General features: G+C 67.6%; 20 protein-coding genes, 1 tRNA gene and 1 riboswitch. Of the genes, 12 read left to right on the plus strand and 9 right to left on the minus strand.

The genetic code is table 11. The features are described from left to right. Positions 1–99: 99 nt before the first annotated feature. Complete coding sequence (locus UAA55_RS18185; protein ID WP_322954525.1) at positions 100–2,172, minus strand: methyl-accepting chemotaxis protein; 2,073 nt, start codon at positions 2,170–2,172, stop codon at positions 100–102. Positions 2,173–2,986: 814 nt separating this feature from the next. Here UAA55_RS18185 and UAA55_RS18190 point away from each other — a divergent pair. From UAA55_RS18190 to UAA55_RS18225, 8 genes are all read left to right on the plus strand, one after another. Further along, positions 2,987–5,701, plus strand: a complete 2,715-nt coding sequence (locus tag UAA55_RS18190) for a M1 family metallopeptidase (protein ID WP_322954526.1) — start codon at positions 2,987–2,989, stop codon at positions 5,699–5,701. A gap of 108 nt (positions 5,702–5,809) precedes the next feature. Further along, complete coding sequence (locus UAA55_RS18195) at positions 5,810–6,133, plus strand: heavy metal-binding domain-containing protein (protein WP_322954527.1); 324 nt, start codon at positions 5,810–5,812, stop codon at positions 6,131–6,133. Between the two features lie 157 nt (positions 6,134–6,290). Then, entirely contained in the window at positions 6,291–6,656 is a 366-nt protein-coding gene (locus UAA55_RS18200; protein ID WP_322954528.1) for a hypothetical protein, read from the plus strand. A gap of 100 nt (positions 6,657–6,756) precedes the next feature. Beyond that, positions 6,757–6,833, plus strand: a tRNA-Arg gene (locus tag UAA55_RS18205). 81 nt (positions 6,834–6,914) lie between these two features. Beyond that, positions 6,915–7,256 carry a hypothetical protein gene (locus UAA55_RS18210; RefSeq protein WP_322954529.1) on the plus strand — a complete coding sequence of 114 codons (342 nt, stop codon included), beginning with the start codon at positions 6,915–6,917 and terminating at the stop codon, positions 7,254–7,256. A 6-nt stretch (positions 7,257–7,262) separates the two neighbouring features. Next, positions 7,263–9,035: a tetratricopeptide repeat protein gene (locus UAA55_RS18215; protein WP_322954530.1), complete on the plus strand. Its 1,773-nt coding sequence runs from the start codon at positions 7,263–7,265 to the stop codon at positions 9,033–9,035. A 138-nt stretch (positions 9,036–9,173) separates the two neighbouring features. Continuing rightward, positions 9,174–12,185: a DNA polymerase I gene (gene polA / locus UAA55_RS18220; protein ID WP_322954531.1), complete on the plus strand. Its 3,012-nt coding sequence runs from the start codon at positions 9,174–9,176 to the stop codon at positions 12,183–12,185. 99 nt (positions 12,186–12,284) lie between these two features. Continuing rightward, on the plus strand, positions 12,285–12,626 hold the full coding sequence (locus UAA55_RS18225; RefSeq protein WP_322954532.1) for a hypothetical protein: 342 nt from the start codon (positions 12,285–12,287) through the stop codon (positions 12,624–12,626). On the opposite strand, the gene UAA55_RS18230 is transcribed toward UAA55_RS18225, so the two are convergent. The 4 genes from UAA55_RS18230 to thiO all read right to left on the minus strand — a co-directional run bounded on the left by UAA55_RS18230 (position 12,623) and on the right by thiO (position 15,372). Further along, positions 12,623–13,210, minus strand: a complete 588-nt coding sequence (locus tag UAA55_RS18230; protein ID WP_322954533.1) for a thiamine phosphate synthase — start codon at positions 13,208–13,210, stop codon at positions 12,623–12,625. The two genes, UAA55_RS18225 and UAA55_RS18230, sit on opposite strands and share 4 nt — an antisense overlap. 2 nt (positions 13,211–13,212) lie before the next feature. After that, the gene (gene thiG, locus UAA55_RS18235; RefSeq protein WP_322954535.1) at positions 13,213–13,986 is read right to left on the minus strand and encodes a thiazole synthase; all 774 of its coding nucleotides are present in this window, start codon (positions 13,984–13,986) and stop codon (positions 13,213–13,215) included. Next, positions 13,979–14,182 carry a sulfur carrier protein ThiS gene (gene thiS, locus UAA55_RS18240; RefSeq protein WP_322954536.1) on the minus strand — a complete coding sequence of 68 codons (204 nt, stop codon included), beginning with the start codon at positions 14,180–14,182 and terminating at the stop codon, positions 13,979–13,981. The genes thiG and thiS overlap by 8 nt, the downstream gene beginning before the upstream one ends. Next, positions 14,179–15,372, minus strand: coding sequence for a glycine oxidase ThiO (thiO, locus tag UAA55_RS18245; protein WP_322954538.1), 1,194 nt, complete (start codon positions 15,370–15,372; stop codon positions 14,179–14,181). The genes thiS and thiO overlap by 4 nt, the downstream gene beginning before the upstream one ends. Continuing rightward, a riboswitch (TPP riboswitch) is annotated at positions 15,367–15,476 on the minus strand. Its footprint overlaps the gene before it by 6 nt. A gap of 187 nt (positions 15,477–15,663) precedes the next feature. Between thiO and motA the strand changes: the two genes are divergently transcribed. Together motA and UAA55_RS18255 are read left to right on the plus strand one after the other, a co-directional pair. Continuing rightward, positions 15,664–16,524, plus strand: coding sequence for a flagellar motor stator protein MotA (gene motA / locus UAA55_RS18250; protein ID WP_322954540.1), 861 nt, complete (start codon positions 15,664–15,666; stop codon positions 16,522–16,524). 484 nt (positions 16,525–17,008) lie between these two features. Further along, a complete protein-coding gene (locus tag UAA55_RS18255; protein ID WP_145611035.1) occupies positions 17,009–17,611 on the plus strand; it encodes a DJ-1/PfpI family protein in 603 nt (200 codons plus the stop codon). A gap of 75 nt (positions 17,612–17,686) precedes the next feature. Here UAA55_RS18255 and UAA55_RS18260 read toward each other — a convergent pair whose 3' ends face one another. Continuing rightward, positions 17,687–18,754, minus strand: a complete 1,068-nt coding sequence (locus UAA55_RS18260) for a COX15/CtaA family protein (RefSeq protein ID WP_322954542.1) — start codon at positions 18,752–18,754, stop codon at positions 17,687–17,689. A gap of 109 nt (positions 18,755–18,863) precedes the next feature. Further along, the gene (locus UAA55_RS18265) at positions 18,864–20,969 is read right to left on the minus strand and encodes a S9 family peptidase (protein WP_322954543.1); all 2,106 of its coding nucleotides are present in this window, start codon (positions 20,967–20,969) and stop codon (positions 18,864–18,866) included. A 259-nt stretch (positions 20,970–21,228) separates the two neighbouring features. Between UAA55_RS18265 and UAA55_RS18270 the strand changes: the two genes are divergently transcribed. Together UAA55_RS18270 and greB are read left to right on the plus strand one after the other, a co-directional pair. Then, the gene (locus tag UAA55_RS18270) at positions 21,229–21,882 is read left to right on the plus strand and encodes an HAD family hydrolase (protein WP_322954545.1); all 654 of its coding nucleotides are present in this window, start codon (positions 21,229–21,231) and stop codon (positions 21,880–21,882) included. Positions 21,883–22,052: 170 nt separating this feature from the next. Next, the gene (gene greB, locus UAA55_RS18275) at positions 22,053–22,589 is read left to right on the plus strand and encodes a transcription elongation factor GreB (protein ID WP_322954547.1); all 537 of its coding nucleotides are present in this window, start codon (positions 22,053–22,055) and stop codon (positions 22,587–22,589) included. Between the two features lie 34 nt (positions 22,590–22,623). Here greB and UAA55_RS18280 read toward each other — a convergent pair whose 3' ends face one another. Continuing rightward, positions 22,624–22,884, minus strand: a complete 261-nt coding sequence (locus UAA55_RS18280; RefSeq protein WP_088872201.1) for a hypothetical protein — start codon at positions 22,882–22,884, stop codon at positions 22,624–22,626. Between the two features lie 49 nt (positions 22,885–22,933). Then, positions 22,934–25,690 (minus strand): preprotein translocase subunit SecA, encoded by a 2,757-nt coding sequence (gene secA / locus UAA55_RS18285; protein WP_322954550.1) that lies wholly within the window; start codon positions 25,688–25,690, stop codon positions 22,934–22,936. Positions 25,691–26,129: the final 439 nt, after the last annotated feature.

Consider the following 26,129-nt stretch of genomic DNA (forward strand, 5'->3'; position numbering starts at 1 on the left):
GGGCGCCGGAGATTTCCGGGGAGCCGAAGGCGGACTGGAAATCGAGGATAAGCCAAGGGGTGGATGCCCGCCGACGCCTGAGATAAACCAGAAACGTCCTTACATTTCCCGCAGGGCCTTCATGAAGCCCTCCACCGCCTGGTTCAGGCGGCCGGCCTCGCGGGTCAGGCTGCCGGCGGTGTCCAGCACCTCGCCCGCCGTGCTACCGGCCACACCGGTGGCGTCGGTCAGGGAAGACAGGGTGCGGCTGACGTGGTCGGTGCCGTCGGCGGCCTCGGCCACGTTGCGGGCGATCTCGCGGGTGGCTGCCCCCTGCTCCTCCACCGCGGCGGCGATGGCGGCGGCCACCTCGTTCACCTCGTGAATGGTGGCGCCGATACGCTCCATGGCGGCGACGCTGAGGCCGGTGCGCTGGCCGATGTCCTGGACGTAGCGGGTGATCTCCTCCGTGGCCTTGGCTGTCTGGCCGGCCAGGGTCTTGACCTCGGAGGCGACGACGGCGAAGCCCTTGCCGGCCTCACCCGCCCGCGCCGCCTCGATGGTGGCGTTCAGGGCCAGCAGGTTGGTCTGGCCGGCGATGTCGCTGATCATCTGCACCACGGCGCCGATGCGGTCCGACGCCTCGGCCAGGCCGCCGATGGTCTCACCCGTGCTGGTCGCCTCGGCCACCGCCCGGGCGGCGATGGCCTTGGACCGTTCGACTTGCCGCCCGACCTCGTCCACCGAGGCCGCCAGTTCCTGGGCGGCGGCGGCCACGGTCTGCACATTGCTGGAGGTTTGGCTGGCGGCGGCCTGCACGTCCTGGGCTTGCGCGCAGGCGGTGCCGGTGTTGTCGGTCAGGGTGCGGGCGTCGCCTTCCAGGGTGTGGGCCGCGCTGGTGACGGCGGCGGCCACCCCATGCACGTCCGTCTCGAACGCGGCGGCCAGGCGGGCCTGCCGCGTCACCACCGACCAGGTCATCATGGGGCCGACATAGCGGCCGTCGGTGTCGCGCACGGCGGCCACACGCAGCTCCAACTCCTCATCCTCGCCTCCCGGCGCATTCCCGCCGACGTTCTTCAGGGTCAGGCGGCCCTGCCAGGGCAGGCGGGCGGGGTTCTTCACCACATCCAAAAGCGGGGCGGGGTCGGCATGGAACAGGCCGATGCCGGCGCCCACAGGCGAGCCGCCGGCCAACGGGCGCGGCAGGGGGGCGCCCAGGGTCTTCAGCGCGCCCAGGCTGGCGGTGTTGGCGTAGGTGATGCGGAAGTCCTGGTCGGCGTCGGCCAACAGGACGTTCAGCGGCATGTCGTCCACCATCTGCTTCAGGCGGAAGACGTCGGCCACCACGCCGCGCAGGGCGCCCGCGGCGCGCAGCATGCGTCCGATCTCGTCCCGGCGCTGGGTCGGGCGGATTTCAACCGTGGTGTCGTTGGCGGCCAGGCGTTCCAGCAGGCGGGCCACCAGCAGGGCGGGACCACCCACCCAGCGGCTGGCCAGCCACCAGGCGATAAGGCCCAGCAGCACGGCCAGGGTGACGCTGGCCACCAGGATGCTGGTCTTCAGACGCTCCACCGCCTCGGCGAAGATGCGCTTCTGGATGCCGGTGTAGAGCACGCCCACGGTGCGGCCGCCGGCGTCCTTGATGGGGTCGTAGGCGGTGTAGAAGGGCACGCCCAGGATGTCGGCCTCGCCGCGATAGGCTTCGCCCCGGCCGACGACGGCGTCGTAGACGGCGTTGCGGGCCAGCGCGGTGCCCACGGCGCGGCTGCCGTCGGGCTTCATGACGTTGGTGGCGATGCGCACCATCTCGCCATCCTTGGCGGCGAAGATGGTGGCGGTGCCCCCCACCAGGCGTTTCACCGTGTCGACGGCGGCGACGTTGTTCTCCAGCGCCGTGTCGCCGGCGTAGAGGCGCCCATCCTTCAGGCTGTAGCCCCGGCCGTAGCCTTCCAGCACATGCCAGGCCACCCGCATGTTGGCGTCCTGCCGGTCCTTGGCCAGTTCCATGGTGAAGCCCGCCAGCAGCACGTGGCTGATGGCCAGGCTGACCACCGTCAGCAGGGTCACGGCCCCGACGATCAGCAGGGCGATGCGCGCCGCCACCGAGACGTCGAAACGCTTGCGAACCTTGGCGGAAATGGAGGGGGCGCCGGCGGCCGAGGGGGCCGTCGAGGACTGGGCTTGGAACATGGCAACACTTCCCAAATGCGACGCCCACGAGGGCGCCGGAGGGCGCGCACGGGCGATAACGACAGCGAAATTTGAAATGCCGGCTAGGGCGGTCCCCGATCGGCCCGCGAACCGCGGAGCTGTCTTTCGGAAGGCGACGTTCAATATAGACCACTGAGGATTTAGTCCAGGGACAAGCCCATGCGAATTTTGAAGACTAGACCATCAGGTGGAATGGCATGCCGATCCGTCAGCTTTTGAAATTTCTTTTAAGCGCTTCTCGCCTTCATCACCACCCGCCAATCTCCTTGCGATTTTGCTATTCATTCACCGGCATAATCCGGCATCGGCGGTTAAGTAATATTTGGATAATCAGCAGAAAATCGATTATCCGACCCAACTAATCGGATACCGAAGTCGACGTTCAGGGAAGATGAGGTTGACACATCATCCAACGGTCGCCGCTAAAATCTGTGCGAAGAGCATCGGGCCGACGCCAAGAGGCCGCATCAGCCGACGACGGGTTCCAGCCAGGCCTGCGTTCTTCTGTCGCATCCCCGCGTGAATTGTCGGCCCGATGCTGCGATTTCAACGTGGGGACAGCGCTTACCTTGAACACAGCCGGATATAGTATCCAGAAGGCTTCCGCCCCGCTGCCTTTGGCAAGGGCGCACATATTGGTCGGGAAGTCCGTAATTGAACTGCGGGGTGGACATGGGCACACTCCGCGCCAAAGCGTAAAGCGCCCCGAAGCGGCGCCGCGCAATACAAGTGTAGGAGCGGCTGTATGCCCCTGGCCTCGACTAATTTCAAAGGCGTGATCAAAACTGTTCTGGTGACGACTGCGGTCATTTGTCTCAGCCCCACGATTGGTCTGGCGGCCAACGGCCGGTTGCCGAGCAACATTTCACCCCTGCACTATGACCTGACGGTCATTCCCAATATCGAGGCCTCGACCTTCGCCGGTGAGGTGCACATCGACATCGATGTGGCGACGGCCACTCCCGCCGTGGTGCTGAACGCGGAAAGCCTGACCCTGGACCGGGTGACCATCGACGGCAACCCGGCCACCGGCGTCACCTTGGACAAGGACAGCCAGACGGCCACCCTGACGGCGGCATCGGCCCTGCAGCCCGGCCACCACACTGTGGACATCGCCTATCGCGGCCGGATCGAGAAGTCGGCGCGCGGGCTGTTCCAGCTGGACTACACCGCCGTGGACGCGCCAGGAGACGGCAAGGGAGGGGCCGGCACGCCGGCCCACATGCTGTCCACCCAGTTCGAGGCCGGTGACGCCCGCCGCTTCCTGCCCTGCTGGGACGAGCCCTCGGCCAAGGCCACCTTCACCCTGTCCATCATGGCGCCCCAGGGCCAAATGGCCGTGTCCAACATGCCGGTGAAGGCGGATGAGGCCATGGCCGACGGCCGCCACCTGGTGCATTTCCAGCCCACGCCGCGCATGTCCAGCTATCTGCTGTTCGTGGCCGTGGGCGACCTGGAGCGCGCCACCGCCAAGGCCGGCGATGTGGAGATCGGCGTCGTCGTGCGGCGCGGATCGGTGGACAAGGCGCGCTTCGCCCTGGAGACGGCCGCCGCCATCCTGGCCCGCTACAACGACTATTTCGGCACGCCCTATCCCCTGCCCAAGCTGGACTTCATCGCCACGCCCGGCGCCGGCGGCTTCGGCGCCATGGAGAACTGGGGCGCCATCATGTCGTTCGAGAAGGACATGCTGCTGGACCCGGCGCTGGCCACCGAGGCGGCGCGCCAGAGGGTGTTCCAGGTGGTGGCGCACGAGATGGCGCACCAGTGGTTCGGCGACCTGGTCACCATGGCCTGGTGGGATGACCTGTGGCTGAACGAGGGCTTCGCCTCGTGGATGGAGGCCAAGGCCATGGACGCCCTGCATCCCGACTGGTCGCCCTGGCTGGTGGCCATGCCGGCGATGGAGCGGGCCAAGCGCCTGGACGCCCGCGCCGCCACCCATCCGGTGGTGCAGCCCATCAATTCCGTGGCCGAGGCGGACGAGGCCTTCGACGACATCACCTATGACAAGGGCCAGGCCGTCATCCGCATGATGGAGGCGACGGTGGGCGAGACGGTGTTCCGCGACGGCGTGCGCCGCTACATGAAGCGCCACGCCTACGGCAACGCCACCACCCGCGACCTGTTCAAGGCGGTGGAGGAGGCGGGCGCCAAGGACGCGCTGCGCATCGCCACCGATTTCATCACCAAGCCCGGCATCCCCCTGGTGTCGGTCAGCGCCACCTGCGGCGCCGGCGACGGCCCCAAGCCGCATAAGGGCAAGAAGGGCCCCAGGGAGACGGCACCGGCCATGGCCGGCGGCGGCACGCAGGTCAGCCTGCGCCAGGCGCGCTTCGCCACCGAGCCGGTGACCATCCCCGACCAGTACCATCTGAGCGACCGGCTGTGGGCCATCCCCGTTCCCCTGGCCACGGTGGGCACCATTGGGGGCGGGGCCGGCGGTTCCCCATCGCACGCCCTGTTGACGGCCCTGACGGGCAAGGCCGCCGCGCCCGGCTGTGGCCCCCTGCTGGCCAATGCCGGCCAGACCGGCTATTTCCGCACCGCTTACACCGAGCCGGCGTTCAAGGCCCTGGTCGATCATGTCGACCGGCTGGCGCCCATCGACCAGCTGGGCCTGATGTACGACAGCGCCGCCCTGGGCGAGGCCGGGCAGATGGCGATGAGCGACAGCCTGTCCCTGATCCGCGCCCTGCGCCCGGACGCCGACCCATCGGTATGGGAACAGGCGGCCGATTACCTGCGCGACGTGGACGGCTATTACGCCGGCAAGCCGGGCCAGGCGGCTTTCCGCGCCTTCGCCCGCGGCGTGCTGGCGCCCGTGCTGTCCGGCATCGGCTGGGACCCGCAGCCGGGGCAGGGGGACAAGGTCGGCCTGACCCGCGCCGCCCTGATCCGCGCGCTCAGCGAGTTCGACGCCCCCGACACGCTGACGGAGGCGGAGCGGCGCCTGGCGGCCGAGGACACCGATCCCACGGCGCTGCCCCCCGGCATCCGGCTGGCGGTCATCACCGCCGTGGCCCAGCACGCCGACGCCGCCACCTTCGACCGCCTGCACGCGCTGGCCTCCGGCACCACCGACGCGCTGGCCCGCCGCCAGCTGTACGGGGCCCTGGGGGCGGTGCGCGACCCCGCCCTGGCGCAAAGGGTGCTGGACCTCAGCCTGACGCCGGAGGTGGGCACCACCATCGCGCCGCAGCTGATCCTGGCCGTGGCCGACGCCAACCCGGACCTGGCCTGGCGTTTCATCACCGCCCATGTCGACGCGGTGGAGGCCACGCTGGACCAGATGCAGCGCTATGAATTCTTCGCCGGCGTGGCGCGCCGCTCCTCCGACCCGGCCCGCATCGGCGAGCTGAACGCCTATGCCGAGGCGCATGTGCCGGCCACCGCCCGCCAGGGCGTCGCCAAGGCGGCGGGGGAGATCGCCTACCGCGCCAAGGTGGTGCGGGAACGGCTGCCCCAGGTGGACGGCTGGCTGGCCGCCCTGCCGGCGACCCACTGACCGGAGATGGTCCCCGTCCCGCGGGACGGAGGCCACCCTGACCGAACGCGCTCATGGCGTGGGGTCGCGGCCAGGCGTAAGCTTCCCCTGACAGGACGGGAGCGCCGCATGCTGGTGGTGACGACGGAAACCGTGCCCGGCCACCGTGTCGTGGCCGTGAAGGGCCAGGTGTTCGGCGTGGTCGTGCGCAGCCGGGGTCTGGCCGGCAACTTCATCGCCGGCCTGCGCACCCTGGTGGGCGGCGAGATCCACGAGTACACCCAGATGCTGGAGGAGGGCCGCCGGCAGGCCATCGACCGCATGGTGGCCAACGCCGGCGCCATGGAGGCCAACGCCGTGGTCATGATGCGCTTCGACAGCTCGGAGATCGGCGAGACCATGAGCGAGATCGTCGCCTACGGCACCGCCGTGGTGCTGCAGCCCGCCGTTTGAGTTCAGGGAAAGGAAAGCCTGCTTCAAGGAAAGCCTGACACGACCATCAAGCAGAGGGGCTCGACGCCCTGGACGCCCGCCACGGACCGCCGGCTCCGCCGCCGATCCGGGCACGCCCGACGCCAGGGCCCCCGAACAGGGGAAGGAGACGTCCATCATGTCCGTGCTGCATGTCCATTTCGGTTCCGGGCCCACCCGGCGTGCCCATTCCAACCTTCTGCGCCAACCCGCCTGCACCTGGCTGCTGATCGGCAGCGCCCTGGCCTTCGCCGCCATCCTGGCCGCCTGGTTCATGGACATGGTGACGGTCTTCCCCATCGGCCTGCTGGTGGGCACCGGCGTCCTGTGCCTGGCCGCCTGTGTCGAGCGGGTGACCTACAAGCCGCTGACCGGCCTGCCCGGGCCCGGCTGGCAGGACACGGGCGAGCGCTTCACCGACCCCGGCACCGGCGCCCCCGTCGCCGTCTACTACAACGCCGCCCGCATGGAGCGCCGCTACGTCCGCCTGGACAGGGGGCCCTGAGCGGCGCGCCAGCCGGCACGCACCATAGCGTTTGCATTGCCCGGAACTTGCCTGTATGGTGCGCGCCGCGCCGCCGGAAACCCGGCGTGCCGCCCGGCATGGACCCGTAGCTCAGCTGGATAGAGCGCTGCCCTCCGAAGGCAGAGGTCGTACGTTCGAATCGTATCGGGTCCGCCACCGCTTTCCCTGACACACCTTTAAAACAGGCTTGTTCCGGCCTCGGCTTCTCGCCATCCTGGCAGGCGGAGGTGGTGCGGAATGGATCTTTCACAACTTCAGAAGCTGGGCAAGGTGGCGGGGGTGCCGGGCATCGCGCTGGGCGTCATCGCCCTTGCCCTCTACGCCATCGCGGGCCATGTCGACGCGGTGCCGGAAACATGGCGTGGCCCGATCCTTGCTATCGGTATCATCATTACCACCGTGGCCGGCTTGGCCATTGTTCTGGCCGCTTGGGTGAAAGGCGCCCAGGCCAGCACCCAGGTGGCGCGGGCGGAGGGTGACCATTCGCCCGCCACCAACATCGACCGCACCAAATCCGGCGGCAGCCAGGATGCCCATTCCACCGGCGCCAAATCCCCCGCCAGCAACGTGCGGGAGTAGCCCAGCGTGTTGCGGTGGTTTCTAGGAGGGAGCCGTCAGAGCGGAACGGCCACCGGCGGCCAAAGCCCGGTAACGAACATCGTTGGCCACCACGCCACGGTGATCAATCAGATTGGTGAAACGTCTGAGGTCGCCGAACGCCGCCATCACGAACAGATGGCGGCTCTGGAGCACCTACGGCAGGAAATGGCACGGGAAAAAGGGTTGGACCCGGTCGTTCTCAAGCCCATTTTCGACCATTTGGACCAAGGCGATCTGTCGCTGGACGAGATCCGGGAGAAGGCTGAAGAGGCCGTCCAAGCCATCCTGGAGCGCGCACGCCAGCCGCCGCCCACCTCCAACGACGGCGCCGACATCGACGCCACTATTGGCGCCGCCCGCGCCAAGCTGGCCACCCTGGACACCGCCGGCGCCCGGGGGCTGCTGGCGGACAAGATCGCGGAGGAGGAGACGGCGCGGCGGCACCGGCTGATCCCCCTGCTGCAAGAACAGGCCGCCATCGAGCGCCTGACCTACGACCACGCCGCCGCCCAAACGACCCTGAGGCGTCTGGCAGAGTTGTCCCCCGACAATACATGGGTTTGGATCGACCTGGGTGATATCCTAGCGACGACGGACACAGTGCAAAACGCCGCCGTGGCTTACGTCCGAGCCCGAACCGTCGCGGAACGCTTGACACAGGCTGATCCCGAAAACACTCAGTGGCAGCGTGATCTCTCTGCCTCTCATAGCAAGGTTGGCGATATCCAACAGACGCAAGGCGACTTAACCACAGCACTGGTCAGCCACCGCACCGCTCTTCACCTTAGCCAACGTTTGGCCAAGGCTAATCCGGAAAACATCCAGTGGCAGCGCGATCTCTCCGTCTCCTATAACAAAATTGGAGATATCCAACAGGCGCAAGGCGACCTGACCGCAGCATTAGATAACCATCACGCGGCCCTTTGCATCAGCCAACGCCTGGCACTAACTAATCCCGGAAATACACAATGGCAGCGCGATCTCTCCGTCTCCTACAATAAAATTGGAGACATTAAACAAGCGCAAGGCGACCTCGCGGCGGCCCTGAATGACTACCGCGCCCATCTCGAAATTAGCCAGCACCTAGTTCTAACTAATCCCGAAAATACTGAATGGCAACGCGACCTCTCTGTCTCCCACGATAGGATCGGGAACATCCAGCAGGAGCAAGGAGATTTGGCGTCAGCGCTAATAAGTTATGATGCTGCTCTCAAAATCCGCCAAAGACTGGCCCGAGCGGATTCCGGAAATACCCAATGGCAGCGCGACCTTTCCGTTTCTTATGAAAGGATCGGAGATATACAGCAAGCGCAAGGAGATCTAACAGCAGCGCTGAATAGCTACCGCGCAGCTCTTGACATTAGCCAACGCCTGGCGCTTGCCGACTCCAAGAATGTTGAATGGCAGCGCGACCTATCCGTTTCTTATAATAGAATTGGGGGGATCCTACAGGCTCAGGGTGACTTAATGACGGCACTAGATAGCCTCTGCTCAGCCCTCGACATTCGCCAACGCCTTGTATGGGCCGATCCGGGGAACGCTCAATGGCAGCGCGACCTGGCAATTAGTCTCGGACGTGTCGGAAGGTGCCAAGCAGTGCTGAGCCGAACTGAAGAGGCACTGACAGCATTGAACCGAGGGCGGGATATCGTCCTCTCACTCCAGCGGCAGTCACCCGGATGGGCGGTGTTGGCGGATGACCTCGCTCTCTTTGACAAGATCATCGCCTCACTCGACGCGGACGCGCCCCCAAACTAACCAGGGACGCCCCGGCCGTCGCTTCGCGGAGAGAGGGCCCCTCGACAGCCCCGCCCCAAATCGGCCATGGTGCGGGCCCGGGACGCCCGCGCTTGACGCGCCCGCCCCATCCCGACCGTTACGCTGAAGATGCCCGCCATGGCCGACACTCCCAATGCGCCCTCTGCCGCGACCACCCCCATCCCCGTTGCACCGGACGCGCCCACGCCCGTGACCGGCATCCCGGCCGTGCCGGGCACGGTGCAGGAGACGCTGTACCTGGTGGACGGGTCGGGCTTCATCTTCCGCGCCTATCACGCCCTGCCGCCGCTGAACCGGCCGGACGGCACGCCGGTGAACGCGGTGCTGGGCTTCACCAACATGCTGATGAAGCTGCTGGCCGACGTGAAGGTGCATTCCGTCGCCGTCATCTTCGACAGCAAGCGGGAGAATTTCCGCAACGCCATCTATCCGGACTACAAGGCCCACCGGCCGCCGCCGCCGGAGGATCTGATCCCGCAGTTCGACCTGATCCGCCAGGCGGTGGACGCCTTCAACCTGCCCTGCCTGCATCTGGAGGGGTACGAGGCCGACGACCTGATCGCCACCTACGCCCGCCTGGCGCGGGAGGCCGGGCGCGACTGCGTCATCGTCTCGTCCGACAAGGACCTGATGCAGCTGATCACCGACGGTGTCGGCCTGCTGGACCCGATGAAGAACAAGAGCATCGGCCGGGACGAGGTGCTGGAGAAGTTCGGCGTGGCGCCGGAACTGGTGGTGGATGTGCAGTCCCTGGCCGGCGACAGCGTGGACAACGTGCCGGGCGTGCCCGGCATCGGCATCAAGACCGCCGCCCAGCTGATCACCGAGTACGGCGGGCTGGACGCCCTGCTGGATCGCGCGCACGAGATCAAGCAGCCCAAGCGGCGCGAGGCCCTGACCGTGCATGCGGAGATGGCCCGCATCTCCCGCCAGCTGGTGACGCTGGAGGCCCATGTGCCGGTGCCGGAGCCGCTGGAGAACCTGACGGCGCGCAAGCCCGACCCCGAGCGCCTGATCGGCTGGCTGCGGGAGCAGGGCTTCCGCTCCGCCATCCAGAAGGTCGAGAACGACATCCTGAAGGCCAACGGCGGCAATGCGGGGGCCGCCGGCGCCGGCACCGGCGCCCCGGCCCTGACGCTGGAGGCCACGGCCGGTGGCGGGGCGGAACAGCGCACCGACGCCGTGCGTGCCGCCTATAACAGCCGCTTCTACAGTACCGAGGCCGCCCCCATCGGGGAACCCAGGATCCCCGCCCCCACCGAGGTCGCGTACGAGCTGGTGCAGGACGCCGCCGTGCTGAAGCGCTGGATCGATGAGGCGACGCTGGCCGGCACGGTGGCCATCGATACCGAGACCGACGGCCTGTACCCCGACCGGGCCAAGCTCGTCGGCTTCTCCCTATCCCACACGCCGGGCCGCGCCTGCTACGTGCCCCTTACGCACATTAACCCCGACGCTCCTAAGGAGCAGGCCGGCGGCTTCGATTTCGGCGAGGCCCCGCCCCCGCCGCCGCAGATCCCCCTGGACGAGGCCCGCGCCCTGCTGGCGCCGCTGCTGGCCGACCCGTCGGTGCTGAAGGTGGGCCATAACCTGAAGTTCGACATCCGGGTGCTGGCCCGCCACGGCTTCGCCCCCGGCCCGGCCGCCGTCGCCCCCGTGGACGACACCATGCTGCTGTCCTACGCCCTGGGCGCCGGCGCCCACGGCCACGGCATGGATGAGCTGGCGCAGCGCCACCTGGGCCACACCTGCATCACCTTCGACGAGGTGACGGGTACCGGCAAGAACCGCATCACCTTCGACCGCGTGCCCCTGGACCGCGCCTGCGCCTACGCGGCGGAGGACGCGGACATCACCCTGCGCCTGCACCAGGTGCTGAAGGCCGACGTGCTGCGCCGCCACCTGGTGACGGTGTACGAGACGCTGGACCGCCCCCTGACGCCCGTGGTGGCGACCATGGAGGAGGCCGGCATCCTGGTGGACCGGGCCATGCTGGCCGAGCTGTCGCGCGACTTCGCTGGCCGCCTGGCGGCGCTGGAACAGGAAATCCATACCCTGGTGGGCCACCCCTTCAACGTCGCCAGCCCCAAACAGCTGGGCGAGGTGCTGTTCGACGAGATGGGTCTGCCCGGCGGCAAGAAGGGCAAGACCGGCGCCTATTCCACCGACAGCAGCGTGCTCGAACCCCTGGCCGAACAGGGCGTGGAGGTGGCGCAGAAGGTGCTGGACCACCGCCAGCTGGCCAAGCTGAAATCCACCTACACCGACGCCCTGCAGGAGGAGATCAACGCCGGCACGGGCCGCGTCCACACCTGCTTCGCCCTGGCCGCCACCGCCACCGGGCGCCTCAGCTCCACCGACCCCAACCTGCAGAACATCCCCATCCGCACGGAAGAAGGGCGCAAGATCCGCCGGGCCTTCGTGGCGCCGGAGGGTCATGTGCTGCTGTCCGTGGACTACAGCCAGATCGAGCTGCGCCTGGTGGCGGAAATCGCCGGCGTGCCGGCCCTGAAGCAGGCCTTCACCGAGGGCATCGACATTCACGCCATGACGGCGTCCCAGGTGTTCGGCGTGCCCCTGGACCAGATGACCAGTGAGATCCGGCGCAAGGCCAAAGCCATCAACTTCGGCATCATCTACGGCATCTCCGGCTTCGGCCTGGGCCGCCAGCTGGGCATCGGCGCTGGTGAGGCCGGGGCCTTCATCAAGCAGTATTTCGAGCGCTTCCCCGAGCTGGCCGGCTATTTCGAGAAAACCAAGGCCGAGGCCAAGGAGAAAGGCTACGTCACCACCCTGTTCGGCCGTCAGTGCTGGATCCAGGGCATCAAGGAAAACAACGCCGCCCGCCGCGCCTTCGCCGAGCGTCAGGCCATCAACGCCCCCATCCAGGGCACCGCCGCCGACATCATCCGCCGCGCCATGGCCCGCGTGCCCGCGGCCATGGCGAACGCCGGCCTGACCGGCCGCATGCTGCTGCAGGTGCACGACGAGCTGCTGTTCGAGGTGCCGGTGGCCGAGGTGGACGCCACCATCCCCGTGGTGCGTCAGGTGATGGAAGGGGCGGCCAGCTTGAGCGTGCCCCTGGTGGCCGAGGCCGGCACGGGTCGCAGCTGGGGCGAGGCGCATTAAGATAAAGTGGTCTTGCCTTCAGCTTCTACAACTGATGGAATAACTTGCGGTCAGCGGCGTCGGGGGACGCCGGCAAGCGATTTCAGGAATGGGGAAAGCATGAAGGGACTGAAATGGGCCGGCCCCGTGCTGGCGATGGGGATCTGCGCGATCCAGCCCGCCGGAGCGGAACCGACGAGTGGCGCGGTCCACATCACCAGCGTCCGTGTCTACGCGAACGGCATAAATTCAGCAGCCTTCGTCGCCGTAGACTCGACGGCCTTCTGCTCAACGGACACTTTTGCAATCAACTTGGGCGATACATATTCCGGCCCGTCCTTGCTGAGCGCCGCCCTGTCGGCTCAGGCCCAAGGCAAGCCCGTAATGCTTGAGGCCGCCAATGGAACCGGCTGTGCCGGCTGGGGCACCAAGCTGCAATCCATCACGATAGTGACCAGCTAATCGCCCCACGCCGCCAGCAGGTCCCGTACCACGGCGCCGGGGTCGCTTGCGCGCATGACGGTGCCCATGACGGCCAGGCCGGCGGCACCGGCCGCGCGAACCTCGGCGGCATTGGCCGGGGTGATGCCGCCCAGGGCCAGGGCGCCGGGCAGGCGGGACAGCGCCCGGGGGCCCAGGGCGGGGCCGTAGCCGGGCTTGGACGCGGTCTCGAAAATGGGGCTGAGGGTGGCGTAGTCGGCACCGCCCAGGCCCTCGCCGGGATGGTGGCGGGAGAGGCCAACCAGGGCTTGGGCTCCCAAGCGGGCGCGGGCCGCCGCCACGTCACCGCCCGCCCCCAGATGCACGCCGTCGCACAGTGCCGCCGCCGCCACGTCGCCGTGCACCGTCAGCAGGGCGCCGTGATGGCGGGCGATGGGGACCAGCCGGCGCACCAGATCCAGCCGATCCTGGGGGGCCAAATCCTTTTCCCGCACGCTGGCCCAACGGCAGCCGGCGGCGAACACCCGATCCAGCAACCGGGGCAGCGGCAGGAACGCCTGGCGCCGGTCGGTGATGATCAACAGGGGCGGGACGGGCAATCCCACATCTACCCCCCGATCAGCCCCAGCTCAGGGCTGGAGGCTTCGGCGCGGGTGCGCCTCGGGATGCGGCCGGCCAGGCGGGCAAGGCGACCTGCGATGACGGCGTGGCCCATGGCGGCCGCCATGCGCACCGGGTCCGTGCTCTTGGACACGGCGGTGTTCAGCAGCACGGCGTCGCAGCCCAGTTCCATGGCCAGGGCGGCGTCGGAGGCCGTGCCCACGCCGGCGTCCAGGATGACCGGCACGGCGCTGCGCACGCAGATCATTTCGATATTGTAAGGATTTAGGATGCCCAGGCCTGTACCGATGGGCGCCCCCAGGGGCATGACGGCGGCGCAGCCGACGTCGGCCAGCCGGCGGCAGACGATGGGGTCGTCGGTGCAATAGGGCAGGACGGTGAAACCGTCATCCACCAACTGGGCGGCGGCGGTCACCAACTGCTCCACATCCGGGTACAGCGTCTCGCGGTCGCCGATCAGTTCCAGCTTGATCCAGTTGGTGTCCAGCGCCTCGCGCGCCAGCTGGGCGGTCAGCACGGCGTCCTTCACCGTGGCGCAGCCGGCGGTGTTGGGCAGCAGCCAGGCCCTGTCGCGCACGAGGTCCAAGATGCCCTCGGCCCCGCCCTCCATATCCACCCGGCGGATGGAGACGGTGACCACTTCAGCGCCCGACGCCGCCAAGCTGTCCAGGAACACCTGCTGGTTGGGATAGCCCGCCGTGCCCAAGAACAGGCGGGAGGTGAACGCCTTGCCGGCGATGTGGAACAGGTCTTCAGCCACCTTGCAGCACCTTCACGATTTCGATGGCGTCGCCATCGGCGACGGCACGCTCCGCCCAGCGGGCACGCGGCACCACGGTGCCGTTGATGGCCACGGCGATGCCGCGGGAATCCGGCCCCAGCCCCGCCTCACCCAACAGGGCCGGCAGGTCCAGGCCGTCCGCATGGTCGCGGGCCTTGCCGTTCACGGTGATCATGCACGCCTCACGTCAAGCTCAGTTCGCTGGCCAAATCGCCCGATGCCGAAGGGCGCCAGCAGCGGGTCCACCCGGCCGGTCAGGATGTGGTCGGCGACCAGGTCTGCCGTGCCGGGCGTCAACAGGATGCCGTTGCGGTGGTGGCCGGTGGCCATGACCAGGCCGGCGACATTGGGTACGGGCCCCAGGATGGGGGCGTCGTCGCGGCTGCCGGGGCGGTGACCCACCCACATCTCCTCGATGGGCAGTTCCTCCACCCCAGGCAGGGCCCGCCACGCGGCCTCCAGCAGGGCCAGCACGCCGCCAGCCGTCAGATGGTCGTCCCAGCCCTTGTCTTCGGTCGTGGCGCCCACGATCAGGCGGCCATCCAACCGGGGCACCAGATAGCATTTGGGCGGCCACACCACGTGGCGCAACAGCGGCTGGGCCGGGTCCATGCGCAGGGCCAGCATCTGGCCCTTCACCGGCCGCACCGGCGGCACCGCGCCTTCCGGCAGGCCTGGCAACTGGCGCGACCAGGCGCCGGCCGCCAGCGCCACCACGTCGGCGGGCTTCAGCGCGCCATCCACCACCACGCCATCGGTGCGGCCCGCCGTCACCGACAGCGCCTCCACGGCCGCGCCCTCGTGCAGGCGGGCGCCCGCCTTCAATGCCGCGGCCTTCAGCGCCACGGCCAGCTTGCGGTTGTCCACCTGGCCGTCATCGGCGCCCAGCACGCCAGCGGCGGCGCGGGGGTTCAGCCACGGCTCACGCTCCTTCACCTGCGCGCCATTCAGCCAGGCGACATTGAGACCCAAGGACCGCTGGAACTCGAAGCCGCTGCGCAGCACCTCGACATCGTCGCGGGTCAGGGCCACCTGCACCGTGCCGTCCGTGCGCAGATCGACGGGCAGGCCGCTGTAAGCCTCCAGCTCGGCGGCGAAGGCGGGCCAGCGGCGCTGGCTGTCCAGGGTCAGGGGCAGCAGCGCCTGCTCCCCCGGTTCCGTCTCCACGGCGGCCGCCAGCATGCCGGCGGCGGCATGGGTGGCACCCCGACCGGCGGTCCCCCGGTCATAGATGTCGACCGCGCAGCCGGCGGCGGCCAGGCGCCAGGCGATTGACAGGCCGATGCAGCCGGCACCGATGACGACCACCCGGGGGGCGACGGACGGCTTGGCAAATGAATGGCCCGAAGGCGGATGATAGGTCACGGTCTCGCGATCTCCCTTCGCCGGCATGATCCGGAGCAGGTTCCATGGGTCTGATCTCAGCCGCGGGCCCGGTGGTCAGGCGGGCGGCACCCCAGTCGATGGCGGGAACGATGGCGGACGGGGCGTCCGAATTCAAGGGTCTTGCCGTCATGGCTGGGTGACAGGGCGGCGTTCGACATCCCCCGTCCGGGCGCGCCGATGCGCCGTCGGCCTACCCCATCAGGGATTTGACAAGTAGGCCGATTGTCTGGACTCTGCGAACCTTAGGGGTCCAGCTACCAAGGTCTGCTCATGTTTGCCGCCATCGGCCTGCTCGGCGTGTTCATCTGCGTGTTCGGGTCGTTCATGATCTTCGGCGGCAAGATCGGCATCATCCTTGAGGCCCTGCCCGGGGAGTTCATGACCATCGGCGGCGCCGCCATCTGCGGCTTCATGGTGGCGAACAGCACCCACACCATCAAGCAGGCGCTGGGCGCGGTGAAACGCATCTTCCCCGGCGCCAAGTTCCATAAAAAGGAATACATGGAGCTGCTGTCGCTGCTCTATCAGATCCTGAAGACGATGAAGACCAAGGGCGTGCTGGCCATCGAGCAGCACATCGAAAAGCCCTTGGAAAGCAATATCTTCAACGCCTACCCCTCGATCATGAAGGACCCGTTCACGGTCAAGTTCATCGCGGACTACCTGCGCATGTTCTCCATCGGCGTGGACAATCCGCATGAGCTGGAGGCGCTGATGGAGCAGGAGATCGAGAAGGCCAAGCACGAGGACCTGCACTCCAGCCACGCCTTCCAGACCATGGCCGACGCCATGCCGGCACTGGGCATCGTCGCCGCGGTGCTGGGCGTCATCAAGACCATGGCGTCCATCACCGAGCCGCCCGAGGTGCTGGGCAAGCTGATCGGTGGCGCCCTGGTCGGCACCTTCATGGGTATTTTCCTGTCCTACTGCATCATCGCCCCCATCGCCTCGCGGCTGAAGGGCGTGGCGGAGGAGGAGAACCAGTTCTACCACGTCATCCGGGCGGCCATCACATCCCACCTGGCGGGATACGCCCCCCAGGTCTCCATCGAGGCGGCACGAAAAAAGGTGCCGACGGAGTACATGCCCGATTTCAATGAGCTGGAAGAGGCGCTGTCGGCCATTAGTTAGTCGGCCCTCGGTTGGTTCGCCCTCAGGCGCCGGGCGGCCACATCCGTGGCCTTGGCTTGTCCTCGCTTTCCAGTCCACTCCGTTCCCCGGAAATCTCCGGCGGCCCCGGTCGGGGCCTATGGGGGCGGGGGCGCATCCTCTCAAAACCAATCCTAAAGTTTAGGATGGAGCGGCCGCACCCGTGCCAGCCGCCGGCGGCGCACCCGCAACCCAGCCATGCCGCACCGCAACCCCGATTTGGTCTTAATGCGATTGACCTGGGGCGCCGGAGAGGCCAACTACGGTGTCATGCGAATAGAGCGTCATCCCATCGGCCCGGCATGCATCACGACAGCCGCCCGCGCCTGACGCTTTGCCATGGCCGCCTGTTCCTGGGCGGCCATTTTCACGAGGCAGCATCCATCGCGCCTTGCCAACGGCGCCGTCCCCTGGGGAACGGCGACGGGCGGGTGTCGGGCCGCCGAAACAACATAGGAGACGTAATTTGACCGATCAGCCGCTCGCTGGAAAAGCCGTTGCCATCCTTATCGCCAACGGCTTCGAAGAAGTGGAAATGACGGAAGCGCAGCGCGCCCTGCTACGCGCCGGCGCCGCGCCCAAGATCATCTCGCCCGAGCAGGGTCTGGTGAACGGCTGGCACGGCACCTCGTGGGGTCACTATTTCCCCACGGACAAGCAGATTGGCGAGGTGCTGGCCGCCGACTTCGACCTGCTGGTCCTGCCGGGCGGTGAGCGCAGCGTGACCAAGCTGGCCGCCAACCCGCACACCCGACGCATCATCGGCAGCTTCATGGACGCCGGCAAGGGCGTGGCCGCCATCAACCACGGCGTCCAGCTGCTGGCCGTGGCCCAGCGCCTGAAGGGCCGCACCGTGACCGGCAACGAGGCGATCCGCGAGACCGTCGAGGCCGCCGGCGCCACCTGGGTGGCCGAGGAAGGCCAGAACATGAACATCGACCGCCAGCTGCTGACCGCCCGCGGTCCGGAAGAGGTGGTGCCGGAGTTCATCGACACCATGCTGCGCGTCTTCGCCGACGCCATCGAGTACCGCCGCCAGCTGCTGGCCGAGAAGGCCGCAGCCGCCTAAACCAGGCCGGCATCCGGAACGCAGAAGGGCGCGAGGCATGGGCTTCGCGCCCTTTTTGTTTGTTCGCCGGCCCTCTTATGCCCGCCGGTATTCCATCACCGTCCAGGTGAACAAGCCCAGCAGGACCAGCGCACCCGCCTGGTGGGTGGCGGCGACGTGCACGGGCACGAACATCAGCAGCGTGCTGATGCCCAGGCTGATCTGCACCAGCACCATCGCGGCCACGGCGATGGCCAACGTCCGCACCCGGCCCTGGACATCAGCCCGCAGGGCACGGAAGGCGTAGGACCACACCACCAGGCCGGTCAGGATGGCCAGCCAGCGGTGGGTGAACTGCACCGCCGCCGTGTTCTCCAGGATGTTCAGCCAGGCGGGGCTGAGGTTCCACATCTCCTCCGGCGCCAGCGTGCCGTTCATCAACGGCCAAGTGTTGTACGCCTGGCCGGCATCCAGGCCGGCGGTGAAGGCGCCCCACACCATGGTGGTGGCGACCAGGGCCATGGCGAGGCCGGCGTGGCGGCGCAAACTAACGCGCGCCCGGTGCACGGCACCACTGGCGGCGGGGAACAGCAACGGCAGGGCCGTGGCCAGCATGGCGACATAGATCAGCACCGCCAGCGACAGGTGGGCCGCCAGGCGGTAGTGGCTGACATCCGGCCGGTTCACCAGACCACTCTTGACCATGTACCAGCCCAAGGCGCCCTGCAGCCCGCCCAGAACGAACAGGCCGGCCAGGCGCGGCACCAGGCTGCGCGGCACGCGGCGGGTGGCGAGAAAGACCAGGAAGGGCAACAGGAAGACGAGGCCGATCAGGCGCCCCACCAGGCGGTGGAACCACTCCCAAAAGAAGATGCCCTTGAACTGCGCCAGGTCCATGCCGCTGTGCTTCAGCGCGAATTCCGGCGTGGCCTGGTACTTGGCGAACTCCTCCGCCCAGGCGGCGTCCGACAGGGGCGGCAGGGCGCCCGTCACCGGCTTCCATTCCGTGATCGACAGGCCGCTTTCCGTCAGGCGGGTGATGGCGCCGATGACGGCCATGGCGAAGACCAGGCCGGCACAGACCAGCAGCCAGATGCCGATGGCGCGATAGGGCGCGCGGGTGGCGGCACGGGCGCGGGCGGTGGGGAAAGGCGTGACGGTCACGGGATGGGGCCTTTGAAAAGTAAAGGGCTGGTGAAAAGTAAAGGGCTGGAGCGGACTATAAGCCCGCCCCAGCCCCCCTTACAAATGCCCGGCATCGGACGAATTGCCCTTACAGCCCCTTGCCGAAGGCCCGCAGCAGGAAGGCCTGGGTCAGGGCCACCTCCTTCAGCTTGTCGAAGCGGCCGGCGGCACCGGCATGGCCGGCCCCCATCTCGGTGCGCGACAGCAGAACATGGTCGTCGGTCTTGAGCGTGCGCAGCTTGGCCGCCCACTTGGCCGGTTCCCAGTAGGTGACGCGTGGGTCGCTCAGGCCCGCGGTGATCAGCAGGTGGGGGTAGGCCTTGGCGATCACGTTGTCATAGGGGCTATAGGACTTCAGCCGCTGATAGACCTCGGGATCGTTGGGGTTGCCCCACTCGTCGTATTCGATGACCGTCAGGGGCAGGCTGTCGTCCAGCATGGTGTTGACCACGTCGACGAAGGGCACCTGGGCCACGATGGCCCGGAACAGGCCCTCGGGCGCCATGTTGGCCACGGCGCCCATCAGCAGGCCGCCGGCGCTGCCCCCCTCGGCCGAGATGTTGCCGGCCTTGGCGTAGCCTCGGGATCCCAGGAACAAGGCGGCGTCGATGAAGTCGGTGAAGCTGTTGATCTTCTTCTCCAGCTTGCCGTCCTCGTACCAGCCGCGGCCCAGCTCATCGCCGCCGCGGATGTGGGCGATGGCGAAGGCGAAGCCCCGATCCAGCAGGCCCAGGCGGTTGGCGGAGAAATAGGGATCGATGCCGTTGCCGTAGGCGCCATACGCGTAGAGGTGCAGGGCGCCCGAACCGTCCTTGGGAAAGTCGCGGCGGTGGACGATGGAGACGGGGATCAGCGTGCCGTCGCGCGCGGGGGCCAGCAGGCGGGCGCTGACATACTGGTCGGCGTCATAGCCGCTGGGGATTTCCTGGACCTTGCGAATGGCCAGGGTGCGGTCGTTCAGATCGTAGTCGTAGACAGTGGGCGGCGTCACCAGCGACTGGTAGCGCAAGCGCAGCAGGCCGCCGTCATAGTCGAAGTTGGCGCCGGGGCCGACCTCGAACGCCGCGTCGGGGAAGGCGATGTCGTGGGCACCGCCTTTCTTATCCAGCACCCGCACCACCTGGGCGCCGTCCACCCGGGCGTAAACCACCAGCCAGTCGCGGAAGGCCATGTGACCGGTGAGGTAGGTGCGGTCGGCCGGGGCGATGACCTCCACCCAGTTGGCTTCGGCGGTATCGGCCAGGGGGACCTTGACCAGGCGGAAGTTGCGGTGGATGTCGTTGGTGAGGATCCAGGCGACATCCCCCTGGTCTTCAACATTGTACTCGTGCCCCTGGCGGCGGGGCAGGACCAGGCGGGGCTCGCCCTCCGGATGGGCGGCGTCCAGCAGCCGCACCTCGGTCGACACGTTGTTGTGGGCGACGATCCGGAGGAAGCGGCCGGACAGGGTCAGGTCCAGGCTGACCATCCAGGCGGGGTCGGCCTCCTCATAGACCAGCACATCCTCGGTCAGAGCCGTGCCCAGGCGGTGGCGCCACACGGTCTTGGGGCGCTGGAACTCATCCTGGCGGACATAGAACAGGTACCGGCCGTCGGCCGCCCAGGCGACGCCCGGGGTGGCGTCGGCCGCGCCCTCCAGCACGGTGGCGCCAGTGGATAGGTCCTTCACCCGCACGCCATAGCGCTCGGAACCGTCGGTGTCGGCGGTGTAGGCCAGGTAGCGGCCGTCGCGCGTCGTCTCGAAATCCGCGACGCGCATGAAGTCATGCTCGGTGGCCAGGACGTTCACGTCCAGCACCACCTCTTCCCCTGAACTGTCAGTGGGCGACGTGCCGGCGGCCCAGCGCACGAACACGGGGTAGTTCTGCCCGGCGGCGAAGCGCGACTGGTAGAAATGGCCGTCGCGGCGATAGGGGACGCCGGTGTCGTCCTCCTTGATGCGGGCGCGCAGCTCGGCCGTCAGCGCCGGGCGCAGGTCACCCTCCCCGCCCAGCACCTGCTCGATGTAGCCGTTCTCGGCTTCCAGGTGGGACAGGATGTCGGGATCCTTGACCTCGGGGAAGGCCGGGTCGCGCAACCAATCGTAGGGGTCGATACGGACCTCGCCGTGCGCCGTCTTTTCAACCGGCCAGACCCGGGCGGCGGGCGGTTTGGCGAAGGCGGACTGGCGGAAAGGCACGTCGGAGGCGGGCATGGGGCGGATACACCAATGGTTGCGCCGCCGGGGTCGCAGCGGCGGGCGACGAAAATGGATCGCAACGATATGGCTGGGGCCGTGTAACCGGCAAGCGGGGGCAAACGGGGGGGAGCCATGTGCCCGGCATGGCCGCCGCCGGGGAACCGGCCCCGTTCCGGACCGGAACCAGCCATGCCGCCCCGGCACTGGCGGCGGCGAACGGCCCAAGGTATTCCGGGGGGCATCACCACGCCCGCCGCAGCATGAAGGCACGGACATGCCGTTTCCCCACGCCATCCAGGCCGCGATCTTCGACATGGATGGCCTGTTGATCGACAGCGAACGCCCCTTGCGCGGCGCCATGATGGCCGCCGCCGTGACGCTGGACCGCCCCCTGACCGAGCTGTTCTACGGCACGTTGATCGGCCGGCCCTATCCGGCGGTGCGCCAGATGCTGGTGGACCATTTCGGCGGCGAGGCCGTGTTCGAACGCTTCACCGAGCTGTACCGCGGCGCCATCCAGGCCCATTTCGACGCCGGCATCGCCCTGATGGCCGGGGTGGTGGAATTGCTGAACCATCTGGACGCGGCCGGCATCCCCATGGCGGTGGCCACCAGCACCCAGCGGGAGCGCGCGCTGCACCATCTGGCCCAGGCGGGCATCGCCCACCGCTTCCGCGCCATCATCGGCGGCGACGACGTCAGTCAGGGCAAGCCGCATCCGGAGCCCTATCTGAAAGCCGCCGCCGCCCTGGGCGTCGATCCCCGACACTGCATCGCGCTGGAGGATAGCCACAACGGCATCCGCGCCGCGCACGCCGCCGGCATGATGGCGGTGATGGTGCCCGATCTGCTGGCCCCCACGGCCGAGATCGAAGCCCTGTGCCGCGTGGCCGCCGACCTGCACGAGGTCCGCCGCTGGGTGGCCTGATCTTCCAAGGCCCCTGATCGTGACCGATCAAGGCCCCTCGCGTTCCAACGCGCCACCGCTTCCCGGAAAGCTTCGGCGACCGCAATTTTCATGCAAACAGGGGCGCGGCCTTGTCGCTGCGCTCCGGGTGCGATAGAGCGGATGGCTCTTGTTTTTGAGCCTGTGATCCCATGAACACGACCCCCGATCTCGATGACGACGATGATGACGACCTGCCGCCCCTGCCGGCGGGCGCCAAGAACTACATGACGCCGGAAGGCTTCAACCGCATGCGGGACGAACGCCACCAGCTGCTGCGGGTGGAACGGCCCAAGGTGGTGGAGGTGGTGTCCTGGGCCGCCGGCAACGGCGACAGGTCGGAAAACGGTGACTACCTCTACGGCAAGAAGCGCCTGCGTGAGATCGACCGGCGCATCCGCTTCCTGACCAAGCGCATCGAAAGCGCCGAGGTGGTCGACCCGCAGCTGCAGAAGAACCGGTCCCAGGTCTTCTTCGGCGCCACCGTCACCTATGCCGATGAGGACGATGGCCGCATGACCGTCACCATCGTGGGCCGGGACGAGGTGGACATGGACCGCCACCGCATCAGCTGGGTGTCGCCGGTGGCGCGCGCGCTGATGAAGGCGCGCGTGGGCGACGTCGTCACCGTGCGCACGCCCAAGGGGCCGGAAGAGGTGGAGATCCTGGACATCCGCTACCCCGACTGAGCTGGGGCTCAGCGCTGTTTCCGCGCCGCTGGTCTCACAGCTCCGGCCGCATGGCGGCCAGGGACCGCCGGGCGATGTCCTTCAGGGCGGCGCGCAGGCGTTCAATCTCCTGGGCCGCGGCCTCGTAATCCTCGATCAGGCCGCCAACCAGGGTGCCGGGGTCCCCGGCATGGTCGGGATAGCGGTCGCGGGCCCGTTCGGCGCGGCGGCGCAGCCGCTCCACGATGTCCTCGTTGACGGGCGGCGCCGGGCGGTGGCTGTCATCCTCCGGCGTCATGTCCTCGGCATCCGGCATGGCCTCAGCCTTTCTTCCTCAACGTAAAAGCGGGTTGTCAGGTCCCCCCTTACGGGGCGCGGCCATGGCAATGCTTGTACTTCAGGCCGCTGCCGCAGGGGCAGGGGGAATTCCGGGGAGTGTTCATCCACGTGTCCGGATCCTGGCCGCCCACCTGTGTGGACTGCGGCATGTTCACGGCGCCGTAGCCTAGACCGGCGCTGGCGCGCGCCATGCCCGGGGGCAAGGGCTCGTCGGCTGGCGGCAGGCCAGCGGGTGGGAAAGCCGGGTCGACGCGGGTCTCCTGCATTTCCTGCGGGGGGAAATCGTTCGGATCCAGCGGCGGCTGGGCCACCTGCAGCTGCACCCGCATGAGTACCTGGGTCACCTGCTCGCGCAGGCTGTCCAGCAGTTCCTCGAACAGGTTGAAGGCTTCGCGCTTGTATTCGTTCAGCGGGTCGCGCTGGCCGTAGGCGCGCAGGTTGATGCCCTGGCGCAGATGATCCAGCGACAGCAGGTGGTCCTTCCACGCCTGGTCCAGCAGTTGCAGCAGCAGGCTGCGCTCGATGGAGCGCATGATCTCCGGCCCATAGGCCGCTTCCTTGGCGGCATAGGCTTCCTCGGCGGCCTTGGTCAGGCGCTGCTCGATCTCAAGCTCGGCGATGCCTTCTTCCTTGCCCCATTCCTGCACCGGCACGTCCAGTGCCAGGACGCGCACCACGTCCTCGTGCAGCTGGTCCATGTTCCATTGCTCGGCGTAGGAATTGGCCGGAATGGCCTTGGCCACCAGGGTGTTGATGGTGTCCTGGCGCATGTCCTCGACGGTTTCCTTGATGTCGTCGACGGCCATGATCTCACGACGCTGCTCATAGACGACCTTGCGCTGGTCGTTCATGACGTTGTCGTACTTCAGCAGGTTCTTGCGGATTTCGAAGTTGTGGGCCTCAACCCGGCTCTGGGCTTTTTCCAGCGCCTTGTTGATCCAGCTGTGGATGATGGCCTCGCCTTCCTGCAGGCCCAGGCGCTGCAGCATGGTGTCCATGCGCTGGGACCCGAAGATGCGCATCAGGTCGTCTTCCAGCGACAGGAAGAACTTCGAGGCGCCGGGGTCGCCCTGGCGGCCCGAGCGGCCGCGCAACTGGTTGTCAATGCGCCGGCTCTCATGCCGCTCCGTGCCCACGACATAGAGGCCGCCGGCGGCCAACGCCACGTCCTTGGCGGCCACCACCTCCTCCTCGATCTGCTGGATGCGCCGCGCGCGCTCGGCCGGGTCGGTCACCTCCCCCAGCTCGTACTCGATGCGCATCTCGACGTTGCCGCCCAGTTTGATGTCGGTGCCGCGGCCCGCCATGTTGGTGGCGATGGTGACGGCGCCCGGGCGGCCGGCCTGGGAGACGATGTAGGCTTCCTGCTCGTGATAGCGGGCGTTCAGCACGTTGTGCGGGATGTCCTGCTTCTTCAGCAGGTCGGACAGCAGTTCCGACTTCTCGATGGAGATGGTGCCGACCAGGATGGGCTGCTGGCGCTCCTGGCACTCCTTCACCAGCTTGACGATGGCGTCGTACTTCTCGCGCGCCGTGCGGTAGACCTCGTCATCGTAGTCGATGCGCTGGACGGGCAGGTTGGTCGGCATGTCGACCACGTCCAGGTTATAGATCTCCGCGAATTCCGCCGCCTCGGTCATGGCCGTGCCGGTCATACCGGCCAGCTTGGGGTACAGGCGGAAATAGTTCTGGAAGGTGATGGACGCCAGCGTCTGGTTCTCGCGCTGGATGGTCACATGCTCCTTCGCCTCCAGGGCCTGGTGCAGTCCTTCGGAATAGCGGCGGCCGTCCATCATGCGGCCCGTGAACTCGTCGATGATGACGACCTTGTCATCCTTGACGATGTAGTCCACGTCGCGGGTGAACAGCTTGTGGGCGCGCAGCGCCTGGTTCACATGGTGGACCAGGGTGATGTTGTGGATGTCGTACAGGTCGCCCTGTTTCAGCAGGTCCATCTCGGTCAGGATCTGGGCGACCTTCTCCGTGCCCTCTTCCGTCAGGTTGACGGACTTGGCCTTCTCATCCTTTTCATAGTCCGTGTCGGCTAGGCGCAGGATGACCGTGTCCACGGCGGCGTACAGCTCGGACCCGTCGGTGGACGGGCCGGAAATGATCAGCGGCGTGCGCGCCTCGTCGATCAGCACGCTGTCCACCTCGTCGACCACGGCGAAGTTGAAGGGCCGCTGGACCATGTCGTCCAGGCGGAACTTCATGTTGTCGCGCAGATAGTCGAAGCCGAACTCGTTGTTGGTGCCATAGGTGATGTCGGCGGCGTAGGCGCGGCGGCGCTCGTCATCATCCAGGCCGTGGACGATGCAGTCGGTGGTCAGGCCCAGGAAGCCATAGATGCGGCTCATCCAGCCGCTGTCGCGCTTGGCCAGGTAGTCGTTCACGGTCACGACGTGCACGCCCTTGCCTTCCAGGGCGTTCAGGTACACCGCCAGGGTCGCCACCAGGGTCTTGCCTTCGCCGGTGCGCATCTCGGCGATGCGGCCGCGGTGCAGGACGATACCGCCCATCAGCTGCACGTCGAAATGGCGCTGGCCGATGGCGCGCTTGGCCGCCTCACGCACGGTGGCGAAGGCGTCGGGCAGGATGTCGTCCAGCGTCTCGCCCTTGGCCAGCCGGTCGCGCAGCCAGTCGGTGCGCATGCGCAGCTCGTCGTCGGACAGCGATACCAGCTTCGGCTCCAGCGCGTTGATGGCGTCGACGTCCTTCCGCAAGCTTTTGACAACGCGCTCGTTGGCGCTGCCGAACAGTTTGCGGGCGATGGAACCGAACATGAAAACCTCGAAAAGAGACGAACACGGGAAGCCGGCCGGATGATCCAGCCCGGCCGCGCGGGACCATGGGGGCCTCTTGGGATGAAGGCCCCCCATGCGCCTTGTGAGATAAGGTGGCAGGGCCCGGCGGTCAATGAAGCCCCGCCGTTTCCGGTACCGCGATACCGGTCCCACCTGCCGCGTCAAATCCCCCACACACGCGGGGCTGGACCATAGCATGATCCGCCTGCTTTCCAACCGCTTTGATGCCCAAGGGAACGCGGTATCCCGGAACCGTCGACGGGCAAGGCGCCCGGCCTGTGTTTCGGGGGGCGGGGTGCGGCATCAGGACACGTTCAGGGTGGGTATCCGGCGCTGTCCCACCTTGCGATGGGGGCGCCCCCCGTGTTTTATGGCGCGACAGCCGAAGAAGGGCCCGGCAGTGCTACGGCGTGGCCGT

Origin of the sequence: Nitrospirillum guanabarense, from assembly GCF_034653355.1 — a bacterium.
Taxonomy (GTDB): domain Bacteria; phylum Pseudomonadota; class Alphaproteobacteria; order Azospirillales; family Azospirillaceae; genus Nitrospirillum.